This window comes from Roseixanthobacter psychrophilus, from assembly GCF_043195195.1.
Taxonomy (GTDB): domain Bacteria; phylum Pseudomonadota; class Alphaproteobacteria; order Rhizobiales; family Xanthobacteraceae; genus NCEH01.
Map to the genome: position 1 here is coordinate 1 of NZ_JBAFWT010000050.1, position 24960 is coordinate 24960.

22 protein-coding genes and 2 pseudogenes are annotated in these 24960 nt (G+C 64.3%); 10 read left to right on the forward strand and 14 right to left on the reverse strand.

The window, feature by feature from the left end; genetic code table 11:
- The first annotated feature begins 19 nt into the window (after positions 1 to 19).
- From repC to V5F77_RS25135, 5 genes and pseudogenes are all read left to right on the forward strand, one after another.
- Positions 20 to 1241, forward strand: a pseudogene (gene repC, locus V5F77_RS25115) (plasmid replication protein RepC).
- A 409-nt stretch (positions 1242 to 1650) separates the two neighbouring features.
- A pseudogene (locus V5F77_RS25120) lies at positions 1651 to 1830 on the forward strand (hypothetical protein); the annotation flags it as partial.
- Positions 1831 to 1889: 59 nt separating this feature from the next.
- Positions 1890 to 2195: a type II toxin-antitoxin system RelB/DinJ family antitoxin gene (locus tag V5F77_RS25125; RefSeq protein WP_213375454.1), complete on the forward strand. Its 306-nt coding sequence runs from the start codon at positions 1890 to 1892 to the stop codon at positions 2193 to 2195.
- Positions 2195 to 2488, forward strand: coding sequence for a type II toxin-antitoxin system RelE/ParE family toxin (locus tag V5F77_RS25130; RefSeq protein WP_429007926.1), 294 nt, complete (start codon positions 2195 to 2197; stop codon positions 2486 to 2488). Before V5F77_RS25125 ends, V5F77_RS25130 begins: the two co-directional genes overlap by 1 nt.
- A gap of 266 nt (positions 2489 to 2754) precedes the next feature.
- Entirely contained in the window at positions 2755 to 2913 is a 159-nt protein-coding gene (locus V5F77_RS25135; protein WP_298310033.1) for a hypothetical protein, read from the forward strand.
- 106 nt (positions 2914 to 3019) lie between these two features.
- Here the strand turns inward: V5F77_RS25135 and V5F77_RS25140 are convergent, their stop codons facing one another.
- Positions 3020 to 3454 (reverse strand): hypothetical protein, encoded by a 435-nt coding sequence (locus V5F77_RS25140; RefSeq protein ID WP_429007927.1) that lies wholly within the window; start codon positions 3452 to 3454, stop codon positions 3020 to 3022.
- A complete protein-coding gene (locus V5F77_RS25145) occupies positions 3451 to 4152 on the reverse strand; it encodes a ParA family protein (RefSeq protein WP_429007928.1) in 702 nt (233 codons plus the stop codon). The genes V5F77_RS25140 and V5F77_RS25145 overlap by 4 nt, the downstream gene beginning before the upstream one ends.
- Before the next feature lie 497 nt (positions 4153 to 4649).
- Between V5F77_RS25145 and V5F77_RS25150 the strand changes: the two genes are divergently transcribed.
- Positions 4650 to 5156 (forward strand): hypothetical protein, encoded by a 507-nt coding sequence (locus V5F77_RS25150; protein ID WP_429007929.1) that lies wholly within the window; start codon positions 4650 to 4652, stop codon positions 5154 to 5156.
- The gene (locus tag V5F77_RS25155) at positions 5153 to 7489 is read left to right on the forward strand and encodes a relaxase/mobilization nuclease domain-containing protein (protein WP_429007930.1); all 2337 of its coding nucleotides are present in this window, start codon (positions 5153 to 5155) and stop codon (positions 7487 to 7489) included. Before V5F77_RS25150 ends, V5F77_RS25155 begins: the two co-directional genes overlap by 4 nt.
- Positions 7490 to 7511: 22 nt before the next feature.
- On the opposite strand, the gene V5F77_RS25160 is transcribed toward V5F77_RS25155, so the two are convergent.
- The 5 genes from V5F77_RS25160 to V5F77_RS25180 all read right to left on the reverse strand — a co-directional run bounded on the left by V5F77_RS25160 (position 7512) and on the right by V5F77_RS25180 (position 13966).
- A complete protein-coding gene (locus V5F77_RS25160) occupies positions 7512 to 8240 on the reverse strand; it encodes a helix-turn-helix transcriptional regulator (protein ID WP_429007931.1) in 729 nt (242 codons plus the stop codon).
- Between the two features lie 521 nt (positions 8241 to 8761).
- The gene (locus V5F77_RS25165; RefSeq protein ID WP_429007932.1) at positions 8762 to 11605 is read right to left on the reverse strand and encodes a cation-translocating P-type ATPase; all 2844 of its coding nucleotides are present in this window, start codon (positions 11603 to 11605) and stop codon (positions 8762 to 8764) included.
- A gap of 210 nt (positions 11606 to 11815) precedes the next feature.
- Entirely contained in the window at positions 11816 to 12868 is a 1053-nt protein-coding gene (locus V5F77_RS25170; RefSeq protein ID WP_429007933.1) for an AI-2E family transporter, read from the reverse strand.
- Positions 12869 to 12914: 46 nt separating this feature from the next.
- Positions 12915 to 13508 carry a nitroreductase family protein gene (locus V5F77_RS25175; protein ID WP_429007934.1) on the reverse strand — a complete coding sequence of 198 codons (594 nt, stop codon included), beginning with the start codon at positions 13506 to 13508 and terminating at the stop codon, positions 12915 to 12917.
- 254 nt (positions 13509 to 13762) lie between these two features.
- The gene (locus V5F77_RS25180) at positions 13763 to 13966 is read right to left on the reverse strand and encodes an ester cyclase (protein WP_429007935.1); all 204 of its coding nucleotides are present in this window, start codon (positions 13964 to 13966) and stop codon (positions 13763 to 13765) included.
- A 614-nt stretch (positions 13967 to 14580) separates the two neighbouring features.
- On the opposite strand from V5F77_RS25180, the gene V5F77_RS25185 reads away from it, so the two are divergent.
- On the forward strand, positions 14581 to 14844 hold the full coding sequence (locus V5F77_RS25185) for a hypothetical protein (RefSeq protein WP_429007936.1): 264 nt from the start codon (positions 14581 to 14583) through the stop codon (positions 14842 to 14844).
- Between the two features lie 117 nt (positions 14845 to 14961).
- On the opposite strand, the gene V5F77_RS25190 is transcribed toward V5F77_RS25185, so the two are convergent.
- From V5F77_RS25190 to V5F77_RS25200, 3 genes are all read right to left on the reverse strand, one after another.
- Entirely contained in the window at positions 14962 to 15279 is a 318-nt protein-coding gene (locus tag V5F77_RS25190) for a hypothetical protein (RefSeq protein WP_429007937.1), read from the reverse strand.
- Positions 15280 to 15337: 58 nt separating this feature from the next.
- Positions 15338 to 16354: an IS1595 family transposase gene (locus tag V5F77_RS25195; RefSeq protein WP_429007938.1), complete on the reverse strand. Its 1017-nt coding sequence runs from the start codon at positions 16352 to 16354 to the stop codon at positions 15338 to 15340.
- A gap of 118 nt (positions 16355 to 16472) precedes the next feature.
- Positions 16473 to 17963 carry a multicopper oxidase family protein gene (locus tag V5F77_RS25200; RefSeq protein ID WP_429007939.1) on the reverse strand — a complete coding sequence of 497 codons (1491 nt, stop codon included), beginning with the start codon at positions 17961 to 17963 and terminating at the stop codon, positions 16473 to 16475.
- Between the two features lie 293 nt (positions 17964 to 18256).
- On the opposite strand from V5F77_RS25200, the gene V5F77_RS25205 reads away from it, so the two are divergent.
- Positions 18257 to 18451 (forward strand): hypothetical protein, encoded by a 195-nt coding sequence (locus tag V5F77_RS25205; protein WP_429007940.1) that lies wholly within the window; start codon positions 18257 to 18259, stop codon positions 18449 to 18451.
- Between the two features lie 145 nt (positions 18452 to 18596).
- Here V5F77_RS25205 and V5F77_RS25210 read toward each other — a convergent pair whose 3' ends face one another.
- The 4 genes from V5F77_RS25210 to V5F77_RS25225 form a co-directional block, all read right to left on the reverse strand.
- Entirely contained in the window at positions 18597 to 21770 is a 3174-nt protein-coding gene (locus V5F77_RS25210; protein ID WP_429007941.1) for an efflux RND transporter permease subunit, read from the reverse strand.
- Positions 21767 to 23179 (reverse strand): efflux RND transporter periplasmic adaptor subunit, encoded by a 1413-nt coding sequence (locus tag V5F77_RS25215; RefSeq protein ID WP_429007942.1) that lies wholly within the window; start codon positions 23177 to 23179, stop codon positions 21767 to 21769. Before V5F77_RS25215 ends, V5F77_RS25210 begins: the two co-directional genes overlap by 4 nt.
- Positions 23176 to 23580 carry a FixH family protein gene (locus V5F77_RS25220; protein ID WP_429007943.1) on the reverse strand — a complete coding sequence of 135 codons (405 nt, stop codon included), beginning with the start codon at positions 23578 to 23580 and terminating at the stop codon, positions 23176 to 23178. The genes V5F77_RS25215 and V5F77_RS25220 overlap by 4 nt, the downstream gene beginning before the upstream one ends.
- A gap of 139 nt (positions 23581 to 23719) precedes the next feature.
- Complete coding sequence (locus tag V5F77_RS25225) at positions 23720 to 24115, reverse strand: hypothetical protein (RefSeq protein ID WP_429007944.1); 396 nt, start codon at positions 24113 to 24115, stop codon at positions 23720 to 23722.
- Between the two features lie 237 nt (positions 24116 to 24352).
- Between V5F77_RS25225 and V5F77_RS25230 the strand changes: the two genes are divergently transcribed.
- Positions 24353 to 24811 (forward strand): hypothetical protein, encoded by a 459-nt coding sequence (locus tag V5F77_RS25230; RefSeq protein WP_429007945.1) that lies wholly within the window; start codon positions 24353 to 24355, stop codon positions 24809 to 24811.
- Positions 24812 to 24960: the final 149 nt, after the last annotated feature.

The window sequence follows — 24960 nt, forward strand, 5'->3', positions numbered from 1 at the left end:
AGAGAGGACGCGAATGCAGATGCTTGGCCAAATCCCAACGACACCCTTCGGGCGGCGGGCGCTGTCGCGCGCCGTCGTCAACACGCAGCGCCTCGTAAAGGAGTGTCCCGACGGCAAACCCGTCCACAAGTGGCAGGTGTTTCGACGAGTCTGCGAAGCGAAGGCGACGCTCGCGGTCTCCGATCGCGCGCTGGCGGTGTTGAACGCACTGCTCACGTTCCATCCGGACACGGTGCTGGTGTCAGGAGCCGGCGACCTCGTCGTCTTCCCATCGAACAGGGCGCTGATGTTACGAGCTCACGGCATCGCGCCCTCGACGCTGCGCCGCCATCTCGCCGTGCTGGTCGAGTGCGGACTGATCCTGCGGCGCGACAGCCCGAACGGCAAGCGTTTCGCGCGCAAGGGCGCCGCCGGCGACGTCGAACAGGCGTTCGGCTTCGATCTCGGCCCGCTCATCGCCCGGGCCGACGAGTTCGCCGTCCTGGCCGAGACCATTCGCGCCGAGCGACGGGCGCTTCGCTCTCGCGCGCCAGGCCGTCACGCTCTGCCGACGCGACATTGCCAAGATGATCGCGACGGGGATCGAAGAGCGCGTACCGGCCGATTGGCCCGGTCTGCATCGCAGCTTCATCGATATTCTCAAGTCTATCCCGCGCCGCGTGGATCTCGAGGCGCTGAAGTCGATCGCGGGTACACTCGCGGGACTGGCTGCAACCATCCTCACAGCGTTGGAACAACACGTAAAACCAGCGGAATCAGACGCCACAGAGTCCCATTCCGAGCACCACATACAGAGTTCAAACACCGAAACCTCGATTGAACCTGAACCTGGCTTTCGAGAAAGCCGGGCGGCGAGGTCGGAGCCAGACCCCAAACCGTTGAGGTCGGGGGGAATGGCGTTTCCGCTGGGCATGGTGCTGGAAGCCTGTCCGGACCTCGTCGACTATGCCCGACATGGGATTTCGCACTGGCGCGACTTCATCGCGACCGCCGCTGTGATCCGGCCGATGCTCGGGATCAGCCCGAGCGCCTGGGCCGATGCCTGTGCGGTGCTGGGCAAGGTGCAGGCCTGCATCGTTGTCGCTGCGATATTGCAGCGCGCGTCCGCGATCAAAAGCCCGGGCGGCTATCTGCGAGCCCTGACGCGACGGGCGCAGGCTGGATCGTTCTCGCTGGGGCCGATGCTGATGGCGCTGATGTCCGCGCGAAAGCGAGACTCGAATGTTCCGCGCATCAGATGACCTGGGCCTTGGGGACCAGGCCCTTGCGAGGTCCCGCCGGAATTCCGTCGAGCAGGCTCGGAGGCCGCGCGCATGTCAGCTGGTTCCGTGCCCTCAACTTTGCGGCCGTTGCGCTTTCCCGACAGACATCGGAAATTCTGATGTCTGTGGAGAGTGAAGTTGGCGAAACTGCGAGGGCGTGTCGTTCTCCGCTTCGACGATGTCGAAAACGACCGTCTTGTCCTTGGGTCGAGGTTGTCAACGGCGGCTGTCCAGTCGCGGAACGCGACCGGAGCGTAGCGGAGCAGGCCCGTAGCCGGACCGCGCTTTCATAGAGCGCCGTAGGTACGGCGAAGGGCCTGTGGTCAGGCGCCGCGCGGGGGTGGCAGGCGTCCAATCCGTGTTAGGTAGTGGTGAAGAATGCGATCGATCATGGGCGAATCCAGTTGAGGTCGATCGCGCGATCCGGTGCGGACTGCGTGGAATCCGGGGCGAGGTCTTTCTCCATCGCTCCGCCGTGCCTCTGGATGAGGCCGATCTCTCGATGGACACCGATCACGTGCAACGCGATCGGTGGCCCAACGAATGCAAGGGGATGTGCGGTCTGTAGCGGCACTGGCAATCGTCATTCAACTGCATTACATTGCGGCAGGAGGAAGGGAGATCGACATGGCTGCCAATGCCCTGGTTCAGACCCGCATCGACGCAGACGTGAGGGACCGAGCCTCCGCTGTGCTCGAAAGCATGGGCCTGACCGTATCCGACGCGGTACGCATCCTTCTGACCCGGACCGCCAATGAAGGCGCGCTGCCGCTCGAGCTGGTCAGCAACAGCGAGGCGCATGACGCCTGGTTCCGCGCAAAGGTGCTCGAAGCACTGGCGGATAGCCGACCCGACGTTTCCGACGACGAGGTCGAGGGTCATTTCGCGGCACGGCGGGCGGCGGCCCGGCGCAAGGCCGCCTCGGCCGATTGATGAGGCTTGCCTGGCCCGCCTTCGCGCTCTCCGACCGCGACGGCATCTTCACGCATATCGAGGCAGACAGCCCGAGAGCTGCCATCGCCGTCGACGAGAGGATCGCCGCTGCAGCGCGCCGGCTCGTCGAGTTCCCGGAAAGCGGAAGGCCCGGCCGCGTCGCGGGCACGCGCGAACTCGTGATCTCCGGCACGCCCAATATCGCGGCCTACGCGGTGACCGAGAGCACGATCCGCATCCTGCGTGTCCTTCACGGCGCGCAAATCTGGCCAGAGGATTTCACCGGGAGCTGATACCGGATCCCCGTCTTTGCGTCGCCGCGCGCCGTGAAAGGAGCCCGGCCGCAGCGTCGAGCCAGGCCGTCTTTCTCTCAATGACAGCCCATCATACCGGCAGTCGGGCCGCGTCAAGGACGCGCGGTGCCCCCAATTTTGACGCCGCTGCGCGACGACAAAATCGGCTTCCCCACGCGCCGGCGCTGCCGGTCGCTGCGCGATCCCTGACCCGTCCCTCCAACGCCCGGTCGGCTGCCTCCGTCATCAAGACAAAGGAGGTTCACATGACACAGCTTCTCGACATTCACGCCGAAATCACCGAGCTGCGCGCCGAGCTTGCGCACTGCATCCTCACCCGCAAGGAGCGGCGGGACGGGCTCCGGCGCCTCGAAGAACTGCTCGCGGAAGCCGAGCGTCGGGGTCGCGAAGCGGAGGGGGCGTAAGCCCCCTTTTTTTGTCGGCGACGGCGTCACCGGCGGCTTATCCTCGCATGGCGTCCGGGAGAAGGCGCTGGAAGCGGTCTTCGCAGATACGGCGATGGCCCTGTGGTCAGGCGCCGCGCGGGGGTGGCAGGCGTCCGATCCGTTTCAGGTGATCGTGAAGAATGCGATCGATCACGCGCAGCGGATGAGTCCGCTCCTCGGCTGCGATCTGCCGGACGACGAGGTCGATGGCGTCGGGAAGACGTAGCGCATAAGGGCGTGACGATGAGCGCTCGCCATAGGCATCGAAGGGGTTGCGCGAGATCTCCGGCTTCACCTTTGCCTTAGGCAACGGCCTCGGTGCCGCGGCCGGCGCCGGCTCTCCCTGGCTGGAGCCGAGCGTCGAGATCGGCGCGTGCGCGCCGTCTTCGTATTCCGGGGTCACGATGACAGGTTTGGGGGCCGGCTCGGCGGCTCCCACAGGGACGAGGCGCTGCGCGCGAAACGCGTCGCGGGGGAGGGCAGGGCGATCAGGGTGCTGGTCTTTTGCCGGATCGCTCATGCCGCGCTGTCGTCCTGTGTGATGCCCTGGCTAGCGGCGAGCAATTCGCGCACGACCTGGTCGGCGTTGTAGCGGGCCTTGCGGATCGACTCGTCCTTGTCGCTCATCTGGTAGAGCGTGCCATGTCCGCTCGTCATGGTGCGATAGGTGATGCGGCGGTAGAGCGCGTTGGCGCAGACGGGGACGTTCTCGGCATTGAGATAGGCGAGGACCTCGCGCAGCGGGCGGGTGTTGCGGTCGAGGCTGTCATATTCATTGAAGAGGACGCGGTGCTGGCTCATCGGCAGTTTCGTCTCGTCGGCGTGCTGCTGGAGATTGCGGATGGTCCGAACGACCTGGGAAGCATCGAAGGTGTGGACCTTGCAGGGCAGGACGACGAGGTCGGCGCGCAGCGCTGATTGAACCAGTATGCTGCCGTAGTAGCCGGGGGTGTCGATGACGACGACGTCATAGCCGTCGAGGCGCTCGATCGCCTGCGTCAGCGCTTTTTCGTCGGCTGCGCGCACAAGATCCACCCCTTCAGGGCTCAGGCCGCGTGCGACCGACGAAGCGTGCCATTGATAGGAGGACCCCTGCGGGTCGGCGTCGACGATGGCGGTGGAGTAGCCATGCCTGGCGAATTCGCCGGCGAGGATGATGGCGACGGTGGTCTTGCCGCTGCCGCCTTTGGGGTTGGCGATGGCGAAGATGCTGGGCATGCGTCCCTCGGGTCGATGCGGCAATGCCGCGATGGCTCATTCCGTTAATGGCAACATACAATAAAATAGACAAACGACAACGCCGCAATGATGTCTTGTCGCTCTGCTGCATTTCGTCATTCTGGTGATATGGCAATAACCGGAGACAGCAATGCGGCCTTGCCGAGGTGGGGCAGGGCGGGATTACCGTATTCCATCACCCTGACAATAACGCATTCGCGAAATGTGGCATTGTCTCAAATCGATAGAACGGTATTGGGTGAATGCGTTATGCCCTGGCCTGCCCTGCAGAGTGCTTTGCAGCGTCGAGTGATCCACGAGGGGGCGCGCTTCGCGCCATGCGGCCGGCGGATTCATACGGACTGCTCCTGCGGGCGTTGCCGCCCTTCATGCGCAAACTTCTAACATTCAGTGTATTAGATATTGATTGACAAGATACCGGTTTGTGGGCCAAACCCGGGGAGGCTGCTGAACGCAGCCATTGCGCTGACGCGCGCATGCTGCCGATCCTGGTCGGATCGGCAGGAGTCCGGCTCTCGGGTTGCACCCGCGAGCCGGTTCGCCGTGAAGGGAAGGGGAGGCTGGCTTTGGCCCATTCCACCGCAATGCCCAGACGCAAGCCCAGGCTGCGGACCGAGCTTTCCGATGCGGATGAGGCGCGCCTCGTCGAGGCGGTGGCGCTGTTCGGGCTGCCGAAGGCCGAGGTGGTGCGGCGGCTGATCCGGGCTTCGGTGCAGGCGGGGCCGGCGCTCTCGGCCGAGAACACGAGGGCCGTCGTCGTGCTGGCCAGTCAGGTTCGCATGGTCGGCCGCAATCTGTCGCAGGTGTTGAAGGCGATCCATCGCGGCCAGGCGGTGCGCATCGAGGACACCGAGCCGGTCTGGCGCGGGCTTCACGATGTGATCGCGGCGATCAACGACGAACTCACCGAGATGACGGTCGCTTATGGCTCGAAACTGCGCCGCGAGGCGCGGCTGACATTGCCGGAGGAGACTGAGCCATGAGCCGCGCGGCGCAGATCGAGTGGTGGGTGGAGCAGGTGGAAGCCGCGCGCCGCACCGTCGATGCCGCGCGCGACGAGCGGCGCCGGCCGCGTCGGTCCGGCGGGCTTGGTGAGGAGCTCAGGCCAAGGGCTGCTCGGGCAGCGCCCGCGCCGGGCTCGACGCCGGCGCATGTGATCATTCGCGGTGCGACGCTGACAGGCGGACTGGATGAGGAGCGGCGGCGCAGGCTGCCGGCGTCGTCCGGCGGCGGCGCAGGACGACAGGCTGCTCCTCCGAGGCCCGGCTCGGCCGCCGCACCCATCGACGGCGGTCTTTCCGGCGGGGGTGGCGGGCAGGGCGGCGGGGGATCGCTCGCCCGCGCCCGGCAGCTCGCGTCGGGCTATCAGCCCGCCGTGGTCAAGGTGCTATCCTACGCGACCGGCGTCACGCGGGCGACGAAGACCGCCCAGTACGCCCAGCGCGAGGATGTCCCGGTCGAAACCCATGACGGCCGGATCCTGTCGGATCGCGAGGCCGTCGCCGACGAGATCAAGGACTGGTCGAAGGATTTCGAGAAGCGCAAGCCCAGCCATGATGTCGTCACCGTCCGCCTCAAGCTTCATGGAGTGGCTAATACGGCCGAGGGGCGTGAGACCTACGCGAAGGCCATCGCCGCCGGATTCGAAGGTCATCGTCATGCCTCCCGCCTCGACCGGCTTCCGTCCGGGGAGATTGAGGCCCATATCGTCACCGCCGCAGCCGGAGGACCGAAGGAGCGTTTCCGTGTTCGCGTGGAGCGGATCGGCACGGCCGAGAACGGCTTCGACCAGAAGCGGTTCGACTACCGATCCGAGGCGGTGATGAAGGCGCGCATCCATGCCGCCGCGGGTATTGCGGAGCATGCCATCTCCCTCGATCCGGGAAAGCCGCAGCATGGACGCGAGGGCGTGACCTGGCAGTTGAACAGGTTGGTCGAGCGTCGGGGGCCGCTGGTCGACGATAGCGGCAGAGCCATCGGCGACGTCGCCGCCGCCCGCAACGCCGCGAAGGAGTGGGGCCGCTCGCTGCGCTCCCAGTCGCCCCGCGACACGATGCACCTGATGCTGTCGTCGAAAGCTGGTCCCGACCCGGAGGCTTTGCGCCGCGCCGCGCGCAATTTCCTGCACGATCGATTCGCGGACCATCGATTCCTGTTCGGCGTGCATGTCGATCGGGAGAGCGACGGGCACATCCATATCCATGCCGTCATCACGGTGAAGAACGAATCCGGGCAGAAGATCCACCCGGGGCCGAGCGAGTTCCGCGGCTGGCGCGAGAGCTACGCGCAGCATGCGCAGGCGGAGGGCCTCAAGATCGTCGCGACCTCGGCGATGGAGCGGGCTTCGGCGCAAAGCTACGGCGCGCGCGACAAGGCGATCGTCGATGTCGCCGAGCGTCCGCGTCCGGCACGCGAGGCGCGGGATCGTGCCTATGCAGCCGAGCCGGCCAACCAGCGTCTCATCGACAATGCCCGGCAGCGGATTGCCGCGGCGCGGACCAATCCGATCAGGCTGCCGGCATCCGAGCCCGAGCGGCGTGTCGTCAATGAGAGCGTCGATGCCTGGAGCACGGTGGCGCGCGAGCAGCCCGACAATACTGTGGCGAAGGACATGCTCGAGCGGCTGACGATGGCGCAGACGGTCGGCACAATTCTTCACACCATCGGAAAGCGGGTGGATCATCTCACCAAGGAGGACCAGCACATGGCCATCACGTCGGAGCAGATGGCGAAGGATCTTCGCCTCATGAACGAGGCGGTGTCGCGCACCAGCGACCTCCTCGATGGCGAGACGAAGCAGCAGTTCCGGGAAACGTCGGCGCGCTACCTCGAGACGCTGGCCAATCGCGTCGACCTGCAGCGCGCACAGGAAAGTGGTGCGCAGCAGCTCTCGCGATCCGAGGTCGAGGCGATCGCCGGGCCCAACGCGGATCGGCTGATCGCCCACGCCCAGCAGGTTCGCATGAAGGAAGATCGAGAAGCGGCGTCGGCCGAAAGGCTGGCCGATCGCGCGATCGAAGCCGAGCGGCGCCAGGAAGGCCGGGGCGGGCTCGACCCGCAGTCGCAGCGCGAGTTGACGGCCGAGAGGGCAATCGTCCGAGGCTCACAACAAGCCGCAGCCCGCGAGGCGCGCGAGGCCGCCGCTGCCGTTGAAGCCGCGCGTGTTCTCGCCGAGCATCCCGCGCAGCCTTTGCCGCAGACGCTGATCCAGACGGACGCGCTGGCGCAGCTACGGGCCGAGCAGGAGAAGATCGTGCGGGAGATCGAGGCGGAGCGTGCCGAGGCCCAATCCATCAAAGGGCAGCGGACTACCTGAACATCACACACTCTGCTTTTGATTAGCGGAGTAATTTGATGCGAATCGCCATCGCAATTGCGTGAGGCTTATTGACCGCGCCGAGCTTCTCGCGGGCGGAGACAATGTGTTTGGTCACGGTTGACCGCGAAATCCCGAGGATGACGGAAATCTCCCAGTCGGTCTTGCCCTCGGATGCCCACAGGAGGCAGTCGAACTCTCTTGGCGTAACCTTGCCAATGAGACGCTTTCGGCTCTCCTTGTAGTGCAGGAGATTGCCGACAGCGTAGTTTGCGACGAAGCTCAAGGCGGCGCGGCCTTCTGCGCCAATGTCGGCATGGCACCCGCCGAATGAAACGGCAGCGACGCGCCCGTCAAGCATCGTCACCGGGACGACATATCCGACCCGAAGGCCAAATTCAGATGCCTCCCCTTGGATCAGCGCGACATCCTTTGGAAAATCGCAGGAGGTGTACGCCTCTTGCCAATCAAAAGGGTTTCGATCGTGCTGCAGCCGATGAACGATGGGATCGCGAAAGACGTAGCCTCGGTCGTTGTAGCGTCCAGCCCATTCCAAGGGAAACCGCTGGAACAGGATCCGCGACTTGATCTCCTCTGGTGACACGCGGGCAGAGGGTACTACCCCACCGAATAGCGTGCTGAACCCATAGTCGGACGCAATCTCCATCAAGCACTGCTCGACTTGGCCCGCTTCGGTCGAGCGTTCGACACGTTCAATGAACTGCCAGGTCTGGTCGAGTGCCTCGTTCAATTGCCATTGCCCTCTGCAGATAGAACTGAAATCTGCGTTGGTGGTGTTCGATCGATGCCATCTCGGCCCAACGCGACGCGTCGCTGTCTGGTCATAGCGTCTGTCCGGTTGGACGGTGTCCCGAGCCTTGCAGGTGTCGATCAGTTCTCGTTGTCCAGACGAGCAGCATCCTTCGCGGTAAGAGGCTGGAACGTGGGACGGTGCCGTTTGAAGCGTGACCGCACGGGTGAGCCCGGGCAGGACTAAGAACCGACTATCCCGGCTCAAACTTTGACCCGTGTTAAAGAACTCGCTCCAAGAAGTGCCTGGGAGGAAGTCTCGTGGCTTGGGGGCTGCGCCAGCCTCCGCTACTGCGGTGCGCGAGACCGCGAGAGATGAGGGGTCATCGGCCGCGTGGCACCAGGCCGTCGACGGCCATCGAGATGTTCGCGGCCTGCCTGCGTCGCGCGCTTTCCCGATCGATCAGGCGGCCCAGCCGGAGCCATGAAGCAGGATCATATCGGTCGTGATCCGGAGCACGATCATGCCGATCGCTCGGGGACACCGGCGGATATCGCATTCTCGCCGACCCTTCGCGTCACGATTTTGCTCAGCTCGCGCAGCCACAGCACCGAACTCGACACTGCCGCACAGAATAGCCAGTCTCCGGCGCTCAAGCTGACGGTCGAGAACGCTTCCTGCAGGAAGGGCGTATAGACCACGAAAGCGTGCAGCAGCAGCGAGAGCACGACCGCACCCCAGAGCCAGCGATTGGTGAAGAGACCATGGAAGGCGCTGCGATCGTCAGAGCGCGCGTTGAAGACGTTGAAGAGCTGGAACATCACGAGCGTCGTGAAGGCCATGGTCTGGCCATAGGCGAGCGTGCCCGAGCCTTCGATCATCCCTCCGGGAAGCGCGGCGTCGAGCACGAGCAGCGTGCCGACCGCCATGATCGTGCCGACCAGGAAAATGCCGCCCCACATCCGGCCCGTGATCACGCCCTCGCCGCGCGGGCGTGGCGGCCGGCGCATCACGTCTCCATCCGCGGGGTCGATGCCGAGCGCCAGTGCCGGTGCGCCGTCGGTGACGAGGTTGATCCAGAGGATCTGCGTCGCCAGAAGCGGAAGCACGACGCCTCCGGTCGCAGCGCCGGTCAGTCCGATCACGTCGGCGAGGAGAATGCCGAAGAACATCGTCATGACCTCCCCGATATTCGACGACAGGAGGTAGCGCAGAAACTTCCTGATGTTGGAGAAGATCGCCCGCCCCTCTGCGACGGCAGCGACGATGGTGGCGAAATTGTCGTCCGCCAGCACCATGTCGGCCGCTTCCTTGGAGACGTCGGTGCCAGTGATCCCCATGGCGACGCCGATATCGGCGGCCTTCAGCGCAGGGGCGTCGTTGACGCCGTCGCCCGTCATGGCCACCGTCTCCCCCGCACGCTGCAGCGCTTTGACAATCCGCAGCTTGTGCTCGGGATTGACACGCGCATAGACGGAGACCTCCTGAACTGTTTGATCCAGTTCCGCCTCGGTCATGGCTGCGAGCTCCGCACCGGTGACGGCGCGTCCTCCGGAGGCGATACCAAGCTCAGCGGCGATGATCGCCGCGGTCACAGGATGATCGCCGGTGATCATGATGGAGCGGATGCCCGCGGCCTGCGCCCGCACCACCGCCTCGCGCGTTTCCTGGCGCGGCGGATCGATCATGCCGATCAGGCCGAGGAAGACGAGATCGTGTTCCACATCCTCCTCGAAAGCATCATGGTCCGGACGATCGGCCGGCAGCGAGCGGAAGGCGACGCCAAGCGTGCGCAGCGCCTCCTCGGCGAGCGCGTCGTTGCTGGCCATGATCTCGGCCCTGCGCGCATCGGTAAGCGCGACGGCGTCCCGGCCGACAAGTTCATGGGTGCAGCGCGCGAGCAGAATATCCGGAGCGCCCTTGGTCACTGCGATCAGACGCTCGGGCCGCTCGGCATCGGTGTGGACCGTGCTCATCAATTTGCGTTCGGAGGAAAACGGCACCTCGCCGACCCTTGCGAAGCGTGCATCGAGGGCCTCGGCAAGCAGGCCGGCCTTGCGCGCCGCAACGATCAGGGCGCCCTCCGTCGGGTCCCCCTGAACGGACCAATTGCCGTCGCGCTCCTGCAGCACCGCGTTATTGGCCCGCTCAGCCGCCGTCAACGCGCGCGTAAGCTCCAACTGCAAAGGCTCGCCGGGCGATTGCGGCCCAATGAGCTGTATGTCGCCGTGCGGCACATATCCGGTCCCGGACAGGTTGGCGCTGCCGCTCGCCGTCACGACCCGGCGCACCGTCATCTCGTTCCGGGTCAGCGTGCCGGTCTTGTCGGAGGCGATGACGGTCGCCGAGCCGAGAGTCTCCACCGCGGCGAGACGACGAATGATGGCCTTGTTCTTCGCCATGCGCTGCATGCCGAGCGCCAGCACGGCGGTCACCACCGCCGGCAGCCCCTCCGGCACGGCGGCAACGGCGAGGGCGACGCCGAGAATCAGCACGTCGAATATTTCGGAGAAACCGGTGATATCGCTGACAAGGAAGATGGTGCCGATCATCACGATCGCGATAAGGACAACGGTGACCGCCAGTGCCTTGCCGACGCGGTCAAGTTCTCGCTGCAGCGGCGTGATCTCGTCCGGCGCTCTTTCCAGCATGCCGGCGATGCGCCCCATGGCGGTCTGCATTCTGGTCGCGGTAACGACGGCGCGGCCATGTCCGTAGACCGCCATGGTCCCGCTGAAAACCATGTTGTGCTGGTCGCCGAGCTCGGGCGTGCCGGTGATGGGAGCGACGTTCTTTGAAACCGGAAGGCTTTCGCCGGTGAGGGCGGCCTCCACCGTCTGCAGCGACGTGGACTCGATCAGCCGCGCATCGGCGGGAATGGTATCGCCTTCGATAATGAGGACGATGTCTCCGGGCACGAGTTCGGCCGCCGGAATGCTCCGTCTGTCGCCGTCGCGGATGACGATCGAATGTGTGGCGGACAATTGCCGCAGGGCGGCCGCGGCCCGCTCCGCCCGAGCTTCCTGGATGTAGCCCATCAGCGCGTTGAGGATGACGATGGCGAAGATCGCCAGGGCCTCGTAAGGCGCTGCCGTGTCGCGCTCCTGCAGCCAGATCACGGCGGAAATCATCGCCGCGGCGAGCAGCAGAAGCACCAGCACGTCGGTGAACTGGTCGAGGAACTTCAGCCATTGCGGACGCGGCGGCGCTGCATCCAGCTCGTTGCGGCCATGGTGCTCGAGACGCCGCGCCGCCTCTGTCGGACTGAGGCCGGATATCGGCTGCGTCTTCAGGGCGGCGATGACCTCTGCGGCGCTCTGCTGGTATGGCTCATTGATGATCGGATTGGCGGATCTGATGGGCATGCCGCAACGATACGCATCCGCGACGCATTGCAATACGGCACTTCTGTCAGCACCGCGATTTATGCCATGCCGGCCATGCGACTTCGATCACGAAGGGCGCTCTTCGATCAGATGGATAAAGCCGGCCACCGTCTCGACGGGGACGACGAATGCGCAGCGCGCACGATTTCCAGAAGGATTGCATCCTTCATATCCATTGACACGACGGATTCAAGAATGCAGCTGCTCCTCGGTGAACAACGACCAGACGGCAACAAACAACGCCGCGATCAGAGGACCGATGACGAAGCCATTCATGCCGATCAACGAAAGGCCGCCAACCGTCGATATGAGAACGACGTAGTCTGGCAAACGCGTTCCTCTTCCAACCAAGGCCGGCCGTAGGAAATTGTCGATCGTGCTGATAACCAGCACACCCACCGCCAGCAGGATCGCGCCCTTCAAATAGTCGGCCGTGACCAGATAATATATGCCTGCGGGGGCCCACACGAGCGCAGCGCCGATTGCAGGGAGGAGCGACAGGAAGGCCATAAGCACTCCCCACAGGAGCGGCGCCTCAATTCCAAGCATCCAGAATGCAATCCCGCCAATCCCGCCCTGAATCGCGGCTATGATGACGTTGCCCTTGACCGTGGCTGTAACGACGGACGTGAACTTTCCGAAAATATAATCCGTGTAGCGGCCGCTGAGCGGGCTCGCGTTCCGCATCATGCCCGCCAATTGCCTCCCGTCGCGAAACAGGAAGAAGAGCAGGTACAGCATCACGCCGAGGCTGACGAAAAACTGGGCCGTGTTCTGCCCGATGCTGAACGCTCGCGTGGCGACCTCCTGGCTTACCTGCATGAGAAAGGAAGTCAGCCTCGTCCGGATTTCTACGAAGTCGCCTAAATTTAATGTGGAGAGCGCCCTCTCGATAAAGGGCGGAAGCGCGCTTTGGATTTGCCCGAGTAACGTCGCGAGATCGAACTCACGTGTGCTGATTCTATTGTAGAGGCTGGCCGCCTCCTGGGCCAGAGAGGCCAATATCGCTGCACCGGGAATGACGACGATGCAGATGCAGGCCAGGACGCTGACCGCCGCCGCAAGATTTCGGTGCTCGCCCAGCCAAGTCTCAAGTCTCCTGTGCAGCGGATTGAACAGGATCGCCAGGATGACAGCCCAGAGGATGGCGCCATAGTAGGGAAGCAGAAGCCAGACGAAGGCCGCCGTCACCCCAATGACGACTGCGAGAAAGCTGAGCCCCTGGATCGTCGCCTTGGGCACTAGGCAGTGCTCCCGTCTGCGGTTTCAGGCCCTCCGATCCAGAGCGCTATAGCGTTGATATAGCACTTATCACCGTCGGTTGTGTTGTGGCCCATCGCAGCTGGGCGGGCTTGCGCGGCACCGGTGGCGTCGTTCCGGCCGGGTGGCCTATGATGATCGGCGCGACCGGCATGAACCCCTCGGGCACGTCGATGGCGCGTCGGCCCTCGGTGGTCTCCAGCCAGCGCTGAGCGAAGCCGATCCAGCATGAGCCAAGGCCTTCAGCATAAGCCGCCAGCATCAGGTTCTCTGCGGCCAGAGCCGCATGCTCCGCAGCCCAGCCTCCGGCGCTCACGGAAATGACGATCAGCGCCGGCGCGTGATAAAAGATGTGAAAGTCAGGATTTTCCATGCTTTCACGAAGCCAATGCGGATAGGTGCCGCTGTCCATGGCTTCGAGCATATGCGCCTTGGCCGCGACCGAGATGCGGTCGAGCAGAAGCGCGTTCTGAATGACGAGAAAGTCCCAAGGCTGTTCATTGACTGCACTGGGTGCCTGAATTGCCGCGTCGACCAGGCGCTCCAGCACCGGCCTCATCACGGTTTCACCCGTAAAGGCCCGGGTGGCGCGACGCCCATAGATCGCCTCTGTCAGCTCCATCGCGATTATCCTTGCTGTGTCGCCTACGGATCGCAAGCCGTGCGCGCGACTGCCTTGATCTGGGTCACGGGCGGATGCCGGCCGTCGCTGCACCCTCTTTCGATGAGGGGTGCAGCGGAACGCGAAGTCGCCAATATCGGCGACATTCAAGGCTCCTTTTCAGATTGATCCAAGGCATCAGAAGGAGCCGCATCGACGACGCCTGCCGTGGATCGAAAGTGGGCTGCTCGACCGACCGGTGAAACGGTTTGGATTCAGGCCGGCAGGTGGCCCAGCATCTTCAACTGGCCGTATAGGTCCTCGCAGAAATCGGCCGCGGCGATCCTACCGTCCTTCAGGCGATAGATGCCGATGCCTTCCCATATTGCGTATTTTCCGGTCGCGGGCCGACCCATGTAGGGGCCGACATTGACGCCGCTGTTGGTGAACCGGACGACGACCTTGTCTCCGCTCGCCACGACATCGACATGCGGGACTTCACCCGCGATACCTTTCAGGTTCTATGGCGCGCGCTCGGCAAGCTCCGGTAGCTGGACGCCTTGAGACAGTGAGATGGAGGACAAGGAGCCGCCGAAGATTCCGAACATCCTCGTCGCCGTCGCGCCGCTGACCCGCCCTGCATCACTCGATCACGCCGTCACCTCTCGGCCAAGCCGATTCTCGAAGACCGATCACCGAGGAACCAGGGTGAAGTCGTGGCGCGTCTCGACGATCGCGAGTTTGCCGCAACGTCGGCGTTGGAGCGTGGGTCGAAACGTCGCCGCCCAGGCCGAGCGAGGATGTTTGCCGGTTGCTTAGTGGGATCAAGCTCCCGAATGGAGAATTGTGCAGATATCACGACACCCGCCAGAGCAATCACGTATGGCAGGAGCGCGGTTCCAGCGTGCGCCTCAAACCTTATCCGCCAATTGATGGAGTGGCTCAGCAGCGTTGCGTTGATCAGAACCGCTACCCAAGGTCATCGACGTCGTTAAATGACCGCCCGGCGCTGGAACAAGTCCCCTTGATGCAGACGACTGTGATTATCATGTGTGAGCTTGAGAAGCAGTTCGCACGATAGACAACAGTACCGTTGCTGTCCGACAGCGTTTCGACCTTCGCGGTCGGACAGCCGGCCTTAAGCAAGACAGACTGGAAGTCGCCGTCTCTCGCGATCCCGTCCGTCGAGGGGCCGCCGAAAGTTCAGTACCTCAATCGTCTCAGGAACGATTGTTTTCGAATTTCCGTGATCCTGAATCGGCCATCGATGCGCGTGACGATGCTCCCGAGCGGTTCGCAGGTTCTGATCGTCTTGTTCATCGCCCGATTTGCCACCTTTGAGACAGTGGCCACCTGATAAACTTGTGCTGCCGGTGAAGTAATCCATGATCTGCCCTTAATCCAGAGAGGTGCGGCGCGGCCGGAGTGCGTTGGCCATGACGCTGACAGATGACAGCGCCATGGCCATGGCCGGTCAGCTTCGTGATGCGAATGATTGCCTGCCGCACGCCCGGACCGCCGGGGGAGCCGCCACCTTGATCCGAACGTTGATGGCGAGAGGTCCGTCCGCTTTTCCGTCGATCGCTACGAAGATCGCCGTCGCACCCTGCACCCGTAGCCGCTCGACTTCGACGGCCAAGGCCGACAGCTCGACTTCCGCTTCCGCCATGATGCGATGACTGCCAGTGGCGAGCTTCCTGCCTTCGACCGACCCGCCGACGCCCTTGCCGACCGAACTGCCGAAATCCCGCGCTTCGCCGAAAAGATTGCCGCGTTCTTTTGGCGCATCCACGATCGCGGAGGCAATTGGATGGTTTGTTGCCGAGGTCGGTTGCTTGCTTATCCGGTTGTTACCCACACCCACTAAATGTGGGGTGCGTCCATTCCCCGGAGTAAAGCCCGTCGAAGGTCGGCGCGGCTACCTCGCCGGCGATTCCGAGCAGCGAGCGGAACGCGTTGAAGGGATAGAAGCGCCGGTTGAATCGAAACGTGAACTCGTTGAGGTAGGCCTGTAGATGCTTGGCGCTGACCCCATGATGGACGCCGTTGATCCAGGTCTTCAGATTGGCGAAGACCAAGTGGATGATCGGCAGGAATTCCTCTGCGATCTCCGGGTCCCCGCATTCGGCGATCGCGTGGTAGTCGAATCCGCGCTTGCGAAGGCCGGCGTAGCCGGTCCAGTCGTCGGTGACGATCAGCGATCCGGGAGAGACGGCGTTCTCGACGAATCCGCAGAGCGAATTGGCGCTACGGTCGGGGACGACGGCGAGACGAACGCGGCCCGCGTAGCGACCGTCTTTCCGATTGTCGAGCTTGGTTCCCGGCTTGCGACGCCGCACCTCCACGGCGCAGGAGACGAGAGCCTTGTGATGGACGCCCCGGCCTTCGCCTCGGGTCCGTCCTCCAACCCAAGTTTCATCGACTTCGACATGCTCTTGCGGCTTGCCGCCGATCTTGTCGCGCTCGGGGCGCACCATCGCGGCGCGGAGCTTGTGAAGGATGCCGAAAGCGGTTTCGTAGCGCGACAGGCCGAGCTGCCGCTGAAATTGGACGGCCGACATTCCGGGCGTTTGGCTGGCGATCAAATAGGCCGCCCAGAACCAAGTCGACAACGGCGTGTGACTGCGCTCCATGACGGTCCCAGCCATCAGGCTCACGTCTTTGCGACAGGCTCGGCAGCGCAGAACGCCCGGGCGCGCCTCGAAACGGAACGGCTCGCCAACGACGCCGCACCTTGGACAAGCGAAACCTCCCTTCCAGCGGGCCTTTTCGAGATAGGCGGCACAGGCCGCGTCGTCCGGGAAAATGCGTTGGAACTCCGGCATCGACTGCGGGAACGGCAGGTCGTCACGGGCCAGGACATCCATGCCAAGCAACTAGATCTAGTGGGCGTGGGAGTCAACCGGATAGGCAAGGTCGGTTGTTCTCGGATACTCGTCGTGGAGGGCAGATGATTGGCATGTTGCTGCATGACACTCTCCCCATTCACGCGTCGTAACTGACGAACGACATCATGCCGGTCGCCATGTGGTAGAGATGGTGGCAGTGGAGCGGCCAGCGGCCGGGGTTGTCCGCGTCGAACGCCACGGTCACGCGCGCCATCGGCGGGAGGAGGACAGTGTCGCGCAGCGCGCCGCCAAACGTCTTGCCGTTGATGCCGACCACCTGGAATGCGTGCCCGTGCAGGTGCATCGGGTGCGCCATCATCGACATATTCTGGAGTGTGACCTCGATGCGCTCTCCCCGCTTGATCCGCAGGGCGTCGCCACCTTCGATGCCCCAACTATAGTTCGCCATGTTGCCGGTAAGGGTGAGCGCGAAGCGGCGGTCGACGGCACGCTGCGCCAGCGGTTCGACGGCGCGCAGCCTCTGCTCGAGGTCGAGCCCGAGCACGGGTCCCTTGGCCTGACCAAGCACCGGAATCTTGGCGATTGTCGCGCCGGCGGATGCCAGGATGATCCCCGCGCGCTCGGCGCTGTCCTCGCGCAGTGCAAGGATCGGGTACGAACCGCCCGCCTTCGGCAGCGCCAGCCGAATGTCCAGGCGCTGGCCCATGGAAATCGGGAAGGACCGGCCGGCGACCGGCTGGACGGCTTGACCGTCGACCGCGATGAGTTCCCCATCCAGGCTTCCGGTGTCGATGGCGAAGGCAGTCGCCGTCGCGCCATTGATGATCCGCAGGCGCACCCGGCCGGCCTTGTCGACGGTCACGACCTCAGGGTCGTCCAGCGTGCGGTCATTGGCGAGATAGGCGTCGTAGTCGATGTCGTTGAGGTCCATCGCCATGCCCGGCATGCCTTGCATCTGGCCCGCCGCACCGGAGGCCATCATGCCGGCCATGCCCTTCATCGCATCGGCCTGGCCCATCGCGCCGTGATCCATGGGCATGGCGCCTGCCGAGCTTGCCTTGAGCCTGGCGAGCAGCTCCTCGGCGGGCGTGAACGAGAAATCATGCAGCAGGATCACCACCTCCTGCTCGTCCCGCTGCCGGTCGGCGGCGGTCCGGACGATCAGCGGCGCCGCCAGCAGGTTCTGCTCCTGGAGCGTATGGGCGTGCATCCAGTGCGTGCCGCCTGCACCAACCGGGAACGTGTAGCGGCGAGTTTCGGAGGGTCCCAGAAGCGCGGCGGGATTGTCCGGCACGCCGTCCATCGTCCAAGGCGGCGTCAGGCCGTGCCAATGGATCAGCGTCGGTTCACTGATCCGGTTGGAGAGGACGACGTCGAAGCTGCTCCCCGCGTCCAGCGTCAGGCCCGACGTGCCGTTGGGCTGGGCAAGCCCGAACACACGCGCGGCCTTGCCATTGACCTCGACGGTCCGACTGACCACGCCGAGCGGGCGCGGCGCAGCGTTCGACGCGGGCGGCGGAGCATCGGGCACGGCTTGCGCCCAGCCTTCGATGGGGTGAAAGGTGGCCGATGTGCCGAATGCGGCCGCTCCGGCCATCATCCGGTTTAGAAAGTGACGACGATTCATGGTGTGGGCCCTTGTTCCCTCGCCGGTAGCAGGCCGGCTGACTGATCATGCGAATGCGCATAGAGCGACCCGATGCCCGTGCAGCATCGGGTCAGGTCTGATCAGGCACGGGTTCGAGGAGGACCGAGGGTGGGTGGAAAGGCTAGGCCGCGGACGATCTCATCACGCTGTGCGTAACGCGCAGTGAGCACGATGCGCTGCGGGACAGTCGGACCCGGTGCAGCGAGCGCTACGACACAGGATGCGCAGGCGCTGCTGCAACAGAGCGTATGGTCGACAGCGTGAGAATGACCTTGGAGCCCATCGCCGCTGATGGCAGCCTGAAGCTGGCCGCTTTCCATGATGGTTGCTTGCTCGTGGCGGACAAGATCGTGACACGGCATAGCCTGCGCGCTGACGACAGGCGCAACGAGCAGCGCGATCGCGACCAGAAAGGCCAGCAACGCTCTCATCTGTCCTATCGTTTGCAACCTGACGCTCATGCCTGACCCCTGCCTCCTCAAGAAGGCACCCTCCGCACAATTCCACCTTGACCCACATCAATGGCCTCTCTGAGGCGTTCTCTCGTCACGAGAACTTGTCCCTTTGCGAGGCCCTTGGGCCGGGACAGCCGATCCGGCCCTGGCTCACGTCTCATTCGGCGGCGAGCCGGCCGGCGACGGACTTCGAGCTCGCGGAGTCGGACGCCGCAGCAGTCGACGACAGCCCCCACCCCTTGACCAGGCCATAGATGGCCGGGATCACGATCAGTGTCAGCAGGGTCGAGGAGACCATGCCGCCAATCATCGGGACGGCGATCCGCTGCATGATTTCCGAACCCGCTCCCGTGCTCCAAAGGATCGGGATCAGTCCGGCCATGATGGCGACCACGGTCATCATCTTGGGCCGCACGCGCTCGACGGCCCCTTCCATGATGGCATGCTGGAGATCGGCCCGCGTCAGACTTCGGCGCGCCGCCTCAGCGACCGCACGCTGTTCGCTCCAAGCGTGGTCGAGGTAGATCAGCATGATCACACCCGTTTCCGCGGCCACGCCGGCGAGCGCGATGAAGCCGACAGCGACCGCAACCGACATGTTGAAGCCGAGCCACCACATCAGCCAGAGGCCACCGACCAGCGCGAACGGCAGCGACAGCATCACGATCAGCGTCTCGGTAATCCGGCGGAAGTTCAGATAGAGCAGCAGGAAGATGATCAGCAGCGTGACCGGGACGACGATCTTCAGCCGGGCCTCCGCGCGCTCCAGATATTCGAACTGACCGCTCCACGAGACATAGGTCCCGGCCGGGAACGCGATCTGCGTCGCGACGGCGCGCTGCGCTTCGGCGACATATCCGCCGAGATCGCGGCCGGCGATGTCGACATAGATGTAGATGGCGAGCTGGCCGTTCTCCGTGCGGATCGAGGTCGCCCCGCGGGTGAGCTGCACCTTGGCGACCTCACCGAGCGGCACGGTCCCGCCGTTCGGCAACGGCACCAGCACATTGCCGGCGATCGAGGACGGGTCGCTGCGGAAGTCGCGCGGATAGCGGATGTTGACGCTGTAGCGCTCGCGCCCCTCGACCGCTGTAGTGACCGCATCGCCGCCGAGCGCCGTTGCGATCACATCCTGCACGTCGCCGATCATGAGCCCGTAGCGCGCGAGTGAACTCCGATCCGGGACGATATCGAGATAATAGCCGCCGATCACCCGCTCGGCATAAGCGCTCGACGTGCCGGGAACCTTCTTGACCACGGTCTCGATCTGCCGCGCCGCGGTCTCCATCTGCGTCAGGTCCGTGCCGAATACCTTGATGCCGACGGGCGTGCGGATCCCTGTCGAGAGCATGTCGATACGGGCCCGGATCGGCATGGTCCAGGCATTGGAGACACCGGGGAACTGGAGCGCGGCGTCCATCTCGGCCTTCAGGCTGTCGATGGTGACGCCCGGCCGCCATTGATCCTTCGGCTTCAGGTTGATGATGGTCTCGAACATCTCGGTCGGCGCCGGATCGGTCGCGGTCAGCGCGCGCCCCGCCTTGCCATAGACCGTCTCGACCTCGGGGAAGGACTTGATGATGCGGTCCTGGGTCTGGAGAAGCTCCGCGGCCTTGGTGACCGAGATGCCCGGCAATGTCGTGGGCATGTACATTAGCGTGCCCTCGTTCAGATTCGGCATGAACTCGGAGCCGAGCTGCGTGGCGGGCCACCAGGAGGCGCCGAGTGCCGCGAGCGCGACGAGGATCGTCAGCGTCTTGGCCTTGAGCACGCCGCGAATGACCGGCCGGTAGATAAAGATCAGGAAGCGGTTGATCGGATTCTTGTGCTCCGGGACGATCCGCCCCCGGACGAAGATCACCATCAGCGCCGGCACCAGCGTCAACGAGAGCAGCGCGGCCGCCGCCATCGAGAAGGTCTTGGTGAAGGCGAGCGGCCCGAACAGGCGGCCCTCCTGCGATTCCAGCGTGAAGATCGGCAGGAACGAGACGGTGATGATCAAAAGGCTGAAAAACAGCGCCGGGCCGACTTCCCTGGCCGCTTCTATCAGAACCTCGACGCGGGGCTTGTCGGGCGGCGCCCGCTCAAGATGCTTGTGAGCGTTTTCGATCATCACGATGGCGGCGTCGATCATAGCGCCGACGGCGATGGCGATGCCGCCAAGGCTCATGATGTTGGAACCGAGGCCGAGCAGTTTCATCGCCACGAAGGCCATCAGCACGCCGACCGGCAACATCAGAATGGCGACCAGCGCGCTTCGGACATGCAGGAGGAACACGATCGACACCAGCGCGACGATGACGCTCTCCTCAATGAGCGTTCCCTTCAGTGTTTCGATGGCCGCGTCGATGAGCTGCGAGCGGTCATAGACCGGGACGATCTCCGTGCCCTTGGGCAGGCTCGGCATGATCTCCGCAAGGCGCGTCTTGACGTTGTCGATGACGTCGAGCGCGTTTGCCCCGAAGCGTTGCAGGACGATACCGCTCGCGACCTCGCCCTCGCCGTTAAGCTCGGTGATGCCGCGCCGCTCGTCGGGGCCGAGTTCGACATAAGCGACGTCGCGCAGGAGGACAGGCGTGCCGCCGTCATTCTTGAGCACGATCTGCTCGAGATCGCCGATACCTCTCAGATAGCCGCGGCCGCGGACCATGAACTCGAACTCGGACAATTCGACGGAGCGGCCGCCCGTGTCCATGTTGCTCGCCCGGACGGCCTCGCGGACCTTCTGGAGCGGGATGCCGAAGGAGCGCAGGCGCTGCGGGTCGACCACGATGTTGTACTGCTTGACGAAGCCGCCGACGCTGGCGACCTCGGCGACGCCTTCCGCCTTGGCGACGCCGTAGCGGATCGTCCAGTCCTGAAGGGAGCGCAGCTCCGCCAGCGTGCGGTCCTTGGCGATGACGGCATATTGGTAGACCCAGCCGACGCCCGTCGCATCGGGGCCGAGGCTGGGCGTCACGCCCTGCGGCAGGCGCTGCGCGGCCGCGTTCAGGAATTCCAGGACGCGGCTGCGCGCCCAATAGGGATCGGTGCCGTCCTGGAAGATCACATAAACGAAGGAGACGCCGAAGAAGGAGAAGCCGCGCACCACCTTCGACTTCGGGACCGTCAGCATCGCCGTCGTCAGCGGATAGGTGACCTGGTCCTCCACGACTTGCGGCCCTTGGCCGGGATATTCGGTATAGACGATGACCTGCACGTCCGAGAGGTCTGGGATGGCATCGAGCGGCGAGGTCCTGATGGCGTAAACGCCGGCCGAGATGGCGAAGACCGCACCGATCAGGACAAGCATCACATTTCGTGCGGACCAGGCGATGAGGCGACCGATCATTTGGGAACCCCGCCGTTGAGGCCGCTCAGTGCCGCCTTGAGGTTGCTTTCGGCATCGATGAGGAAGTTCGCCGCGACGACGACCTTGTCGCCCGCCGTGACGCCGTCCCGGATTTCGACGTAGTCCGCGTCCCGGCGGCCGAGCTTGACCGGGCGAGGCTCGAAGCGGCCCTCGCCCTTGTCGATGATCACGACTTGGCGCATGCCGCTGTCGATCACGGCGCTGACGGGCACAGCGACGACCGAGGCCGCGGCGCCGGTGGCGATGTCGGCATCGACATACATGTCGGGGCGCAGGATCCCGTCGGGATTGGCGAGTTCGACGCGCACGCGGGTGGTGCGCGTCTCCTTGTTGACCTGCGGATAGATCATCGCGACCTTGCCCGCGAACACCCGGTCGACGAAGCCGCGAGCGCACACCGAGACGGGCTGCCCGAGCGCGATCATCGGCAGATCGCGCTCGGCGACATCGACCAGCGCCCAGACGATGGAGACATCTGCAAGCCGGAACAGGACGTCTCCGGGAGCGGCCTTCATGCCCTCGACGGCATTGCGCTCAAGCACGACACCGTCGCGCGGAGCAGTCCAGGTGACCAAGCGGGGAACCTTGCGCTGGCGTTCTATCTCGGCGATCGCGTCCGCCGGAACACCGAGGTTCTCAAGGCGCAGGCGCGCGCCGCCGGCGAGGGCGTCGCGCCCGGCGCCGTTGAGATCGGTCAGATAGAGCGCACCGGCCGCGGTGACCTCCGGCGAATAGAGGCGCAGGAGGGCCTGGCCTTTTTTCACCCGGTCGCCCGTCGTCACTTCGGACACGTTCTCCACGAAGGCGTCGGAGCGCACAGCGACGACGACGATCCGCCGTTCATCGAGCTGGATCGTTCCGGAACCGCGGATGGGGACCGAAAGGACGCGCTGCTGCGCGGGTTCCGAGCGCACGCCGGTGCGTTGCAGACGACCTGGACTGACCCTGACGGTGCTCCCGTCATCGTCCTCGCCCGCATAGACCGGGATGTAGTCCATCCCCATGGAATCTTTCTTCGGCACCGGCGAGGTGTCGGGCAGGCCCATCGGGTTGCGGTAATAGAGGACGCGCTTGGTTCCTGCCGCTCCCGAGACTGCGGACACGTCTTCCAGCGCATCCTCGAAGCTGACATCCTCGCTGGCATGGACCGGCCGAAAGGCACGCCCATCCGCCGTCTTGCGGGGCTCGGCGGCGTAGAACGGTCTGCCATCGGGGTCGCGATAATAGATCACTGGTCCCGACACCACCTGCGCGGCTCGGGCGGATGGAAGCGGAAACGCCCCGAGTTCCGGCAATCGGAGCTCATGGCGACCGGCGTAGTATCCCCCGGCCCCCGCCGCCGTCAGGGCGGCGAGGGTGAGGACCACCGAAGCGATCCGGGGTCTCATGGGATTGCCTTGAGAACCAGCTTGCTCTCGACCGTATCGGCCTCGCCCTGCACCTTGGCGCCGAGCGAGAGCTGCCAGCCGCCGGCCATGCTGAGATTGGCCTTGAACTGGTAGACCCCCGGTTCCGCGCCGGGCACTGGCTCCAGTTTCGTCGCCATGCTTTGCATGCCCTCGGGTGCCATATCGAGCCGGGTGGCGAAGATGACGGCGTCCGGCACGGGCTTGCCGGTCTTCTTGTTGATCAGGCGGACCGCAATGAGGGCGTCGCCTTTCTTGATATCCGTCTGGACGAGCTGGAATTCGTAGTCGCTCGCGGCAGCGAAGGTGGACGTCAGAGGCACGGCCAATGACAGGGCGAGGATCGCCGCGCCAAAGGCGCGCGCGGAATTGAACGTGGTCATGTGTCGTTCCTGGAGTCTCAGTGTGTCAGATCCACCGGAAAGGCGGAGTGGCGCGCGGCAGCACATGGCTGCGCGCAAGACCGCCGCGCAGCGCCCAGGCTGCCCGACGATCCGCCGGCCCTAAGGCCGGCGCTGAGACCTAGATTCGCGGAGGTCGCATCAGTGGCGGGGGCGCCAGGCTGGCGAGCCGGGTGTCGGCCTTCAGGCCGAACAGTTTGCCCGCGTGCATCGGCAACGACCGGACGACGGCTGCCAGTGGTCCGCTTGAGAAGCACTTGGCAAAGCAGAGCGCCATCGACGGGCAGGTCGCCTTGCCGCAATCGGGTGTCTGTTGCTGCTGTTGGGAGGGGCAGCACGGCATGTCGTCGGACATCGCCGCATCCGACATGTCCATGTCCGACATCGCCATATCCGATGGCTCGGCCATCGACACAGCCGCCATCATGCCGGCACCCGCAGGTGCAACGACGGGAACAGCGACCATGCCCACGATCGCCAGGATCGAGAGCGGTCGAAAGAGCCGGGACCGGATCATCGCATCCTAAATCTCACAATGGCTTGACCGGCGGAAGAGCATTGCGTTCACGTTCTCGGCAGATACCGCAGCAATGACGGCCATCGTCACGTCAAAGTCGCGTGGATAATTGTTTCGTCATCCTGAGCCGTCTAACACATCGTACTCACGACCTCGCATTCAATGGCGTAAGCCTTGCTAGGAATTTTGGTGTGACTGCCAAACACCAGCCTCGGAGCTTTTCCAATCGACGCTAAAATGGTCCTTGCCATTCGCGGCGTCACCCGTATTTTGCAACGTGATATGATGCTTTCGCTTCGCTCATTCGCGATTCTTCTGACCGTGCTCGCCTTTTCGGTGACAAGCACGGGTTGGGGCATTGCGAGCGGCTTGATGGCGTCGAGCGGGGGAAGAGGGCACCACGCCCCGATCGAGGCCAGCCATTCCAGCGGATCGCACGAGCACGGCGACAGCGGCCTAGCCCAGAATTCGGCTTGTCTGGAAGCAGACGGCTCGGCCTGCTCCGCCCAACATCAGCACGGCGATGCATCCAACTCCTGCTGCGCCATGGCCTGCCACACGGCAATTCCCGCCAGCGGATGCGCTATGGCGATCATCGCTTTTATGCGGACCATCGATCATCCGTCGCTCGATGTGGGTGTAAAGGAATCGTCCGCGACGCGCCTCGAGCGCCCGCCAAGATCCACCGACGTCTGATCGTCGGCCGACTCCCTTCACGACCTCTGACTGCTGACGGATTTAATCCGTCTGTGTTTCCGTCCTCGGGTTTCTGCCGACGGCTTTCGCCGCTGCGTCTCCGCAGCCGCTGAAGATCGCTGTTCGATGCCGCGCGGCCATGCCGCTCA

Bases quoted from the DNA above. Each gene is read 5' to 3' on its own strand.
- V5F77_RS25125 (WP_213375454.1), top strand. From the start codon at position 1,890: ATGGCTGCCAATGCCCTGGTTCAGACCCGCATCGACGCAGACGTGAGG.
- V5F77_RS25130 (WP_429007926.1), top strand. From the start codon at position 2,195: ATGAGGCTTGCCTGGCCCGCCTTCGCGCTCTCCGACCGCGACGGCATC.
- V5F77_RS25135 (WP_298310033.1), top strand. From the start codon at position 2,755: ATGACACAGCTTCTCGACATTCACGCCGAAATCACCGAGCTGCGCGCC.
- V5F77_RS25140 (WP_429007927.1), bottom strand. From the start codon at position 3,454: ATGAGCGATCCGGCAAAAGACCAGCACCCTGATCGCCCTGCCCTCCCC.
- V5F77_RS25145 (WP_429007928.1), bottom strand. From the start codon at position 4,152: ATGCCCAGCATCTTCGCCATCGCCAACCCCAAAGGCGGCAGCGGCAAG.
- V5F77_RS25150 (WP_429007929.1), top strand. From the start codon at position 4,650: ATGCTGCCGATCCTGGTCGGATCGGCAGGAGTCCGGCTCTCGGGTTGC.
- V5F77_RS25155 (WP_429007930.1), top strand. From the start codon at position 5,153: ATGAGCCGCGCGGCGCAGATCGAGTGGTGGGTGGAGCAGGTGGAAGCC.
- V5F77_RS25165 (WP_429007932.1), bottom strand. From the start codon at position 11,605: ATGCCCATCAGATCCGCCAATCCGATCATCAATGAGCCATACCAGCAG.
- V5F77_RS25175 (WP_429007934.1), bottom strand. From the start codon at position 13,508: ATGGAGCTGACAGAGGCGATCTATGGGCGTCGCGCCACCCGGGCCTTT.
- V5F77_RS25195 (WP_429007938.1), bottom strand. From the start codon at position 16,354: ATGGATGTCCTGGCCCGTGACGACCTGCCGTTCCCGCAGTCGATGCCG.
- V5F77_RS25200 (WP_429007939.1), bottom strand. From the start codon at position 17,963: ATGAATCGTCGTCACTTTCTAAACCGGATGATGGCCGGAGCGGCCGCA.
- V5F77_RS25210 (WP_429007941.1), bottom strand. From the start codon at position 21,770: ATGATCGGTCGCCTCATCGCCTGGTCCGCACGAAATGTGATGCTTGTC.
- V5F77_RS25215 (WP_429007942.1), bottom strand. From the start codon at position 23,179: ATGAGACCCCGGATCGCTTCGGTGGTCCTCACCCTCGCCGCCCTGACG.
- V5F77_RS25220 (WP_429007943.1), bottom strand. From the start codon at position 23,580: ATGACCACGTTCAATTCCGCGCGCGCCTTTGGCGCGGCGATCCTCGCC.
- V5F77_RS25225 (WP_429007944.1), bottom strand. From the start codon at position 24,115: ATGATCCGGTCCCGGCTCTTTCGACCGCTCTCGATCCTGGCGATCGTG.
- V5F77_RS25230 (WP_429007945.1), top strand. From the start codon at position 24,353: ATGGTCCTTGCCATTCGCGGCGTCACCCGTATTTTGCAACGTGATATG.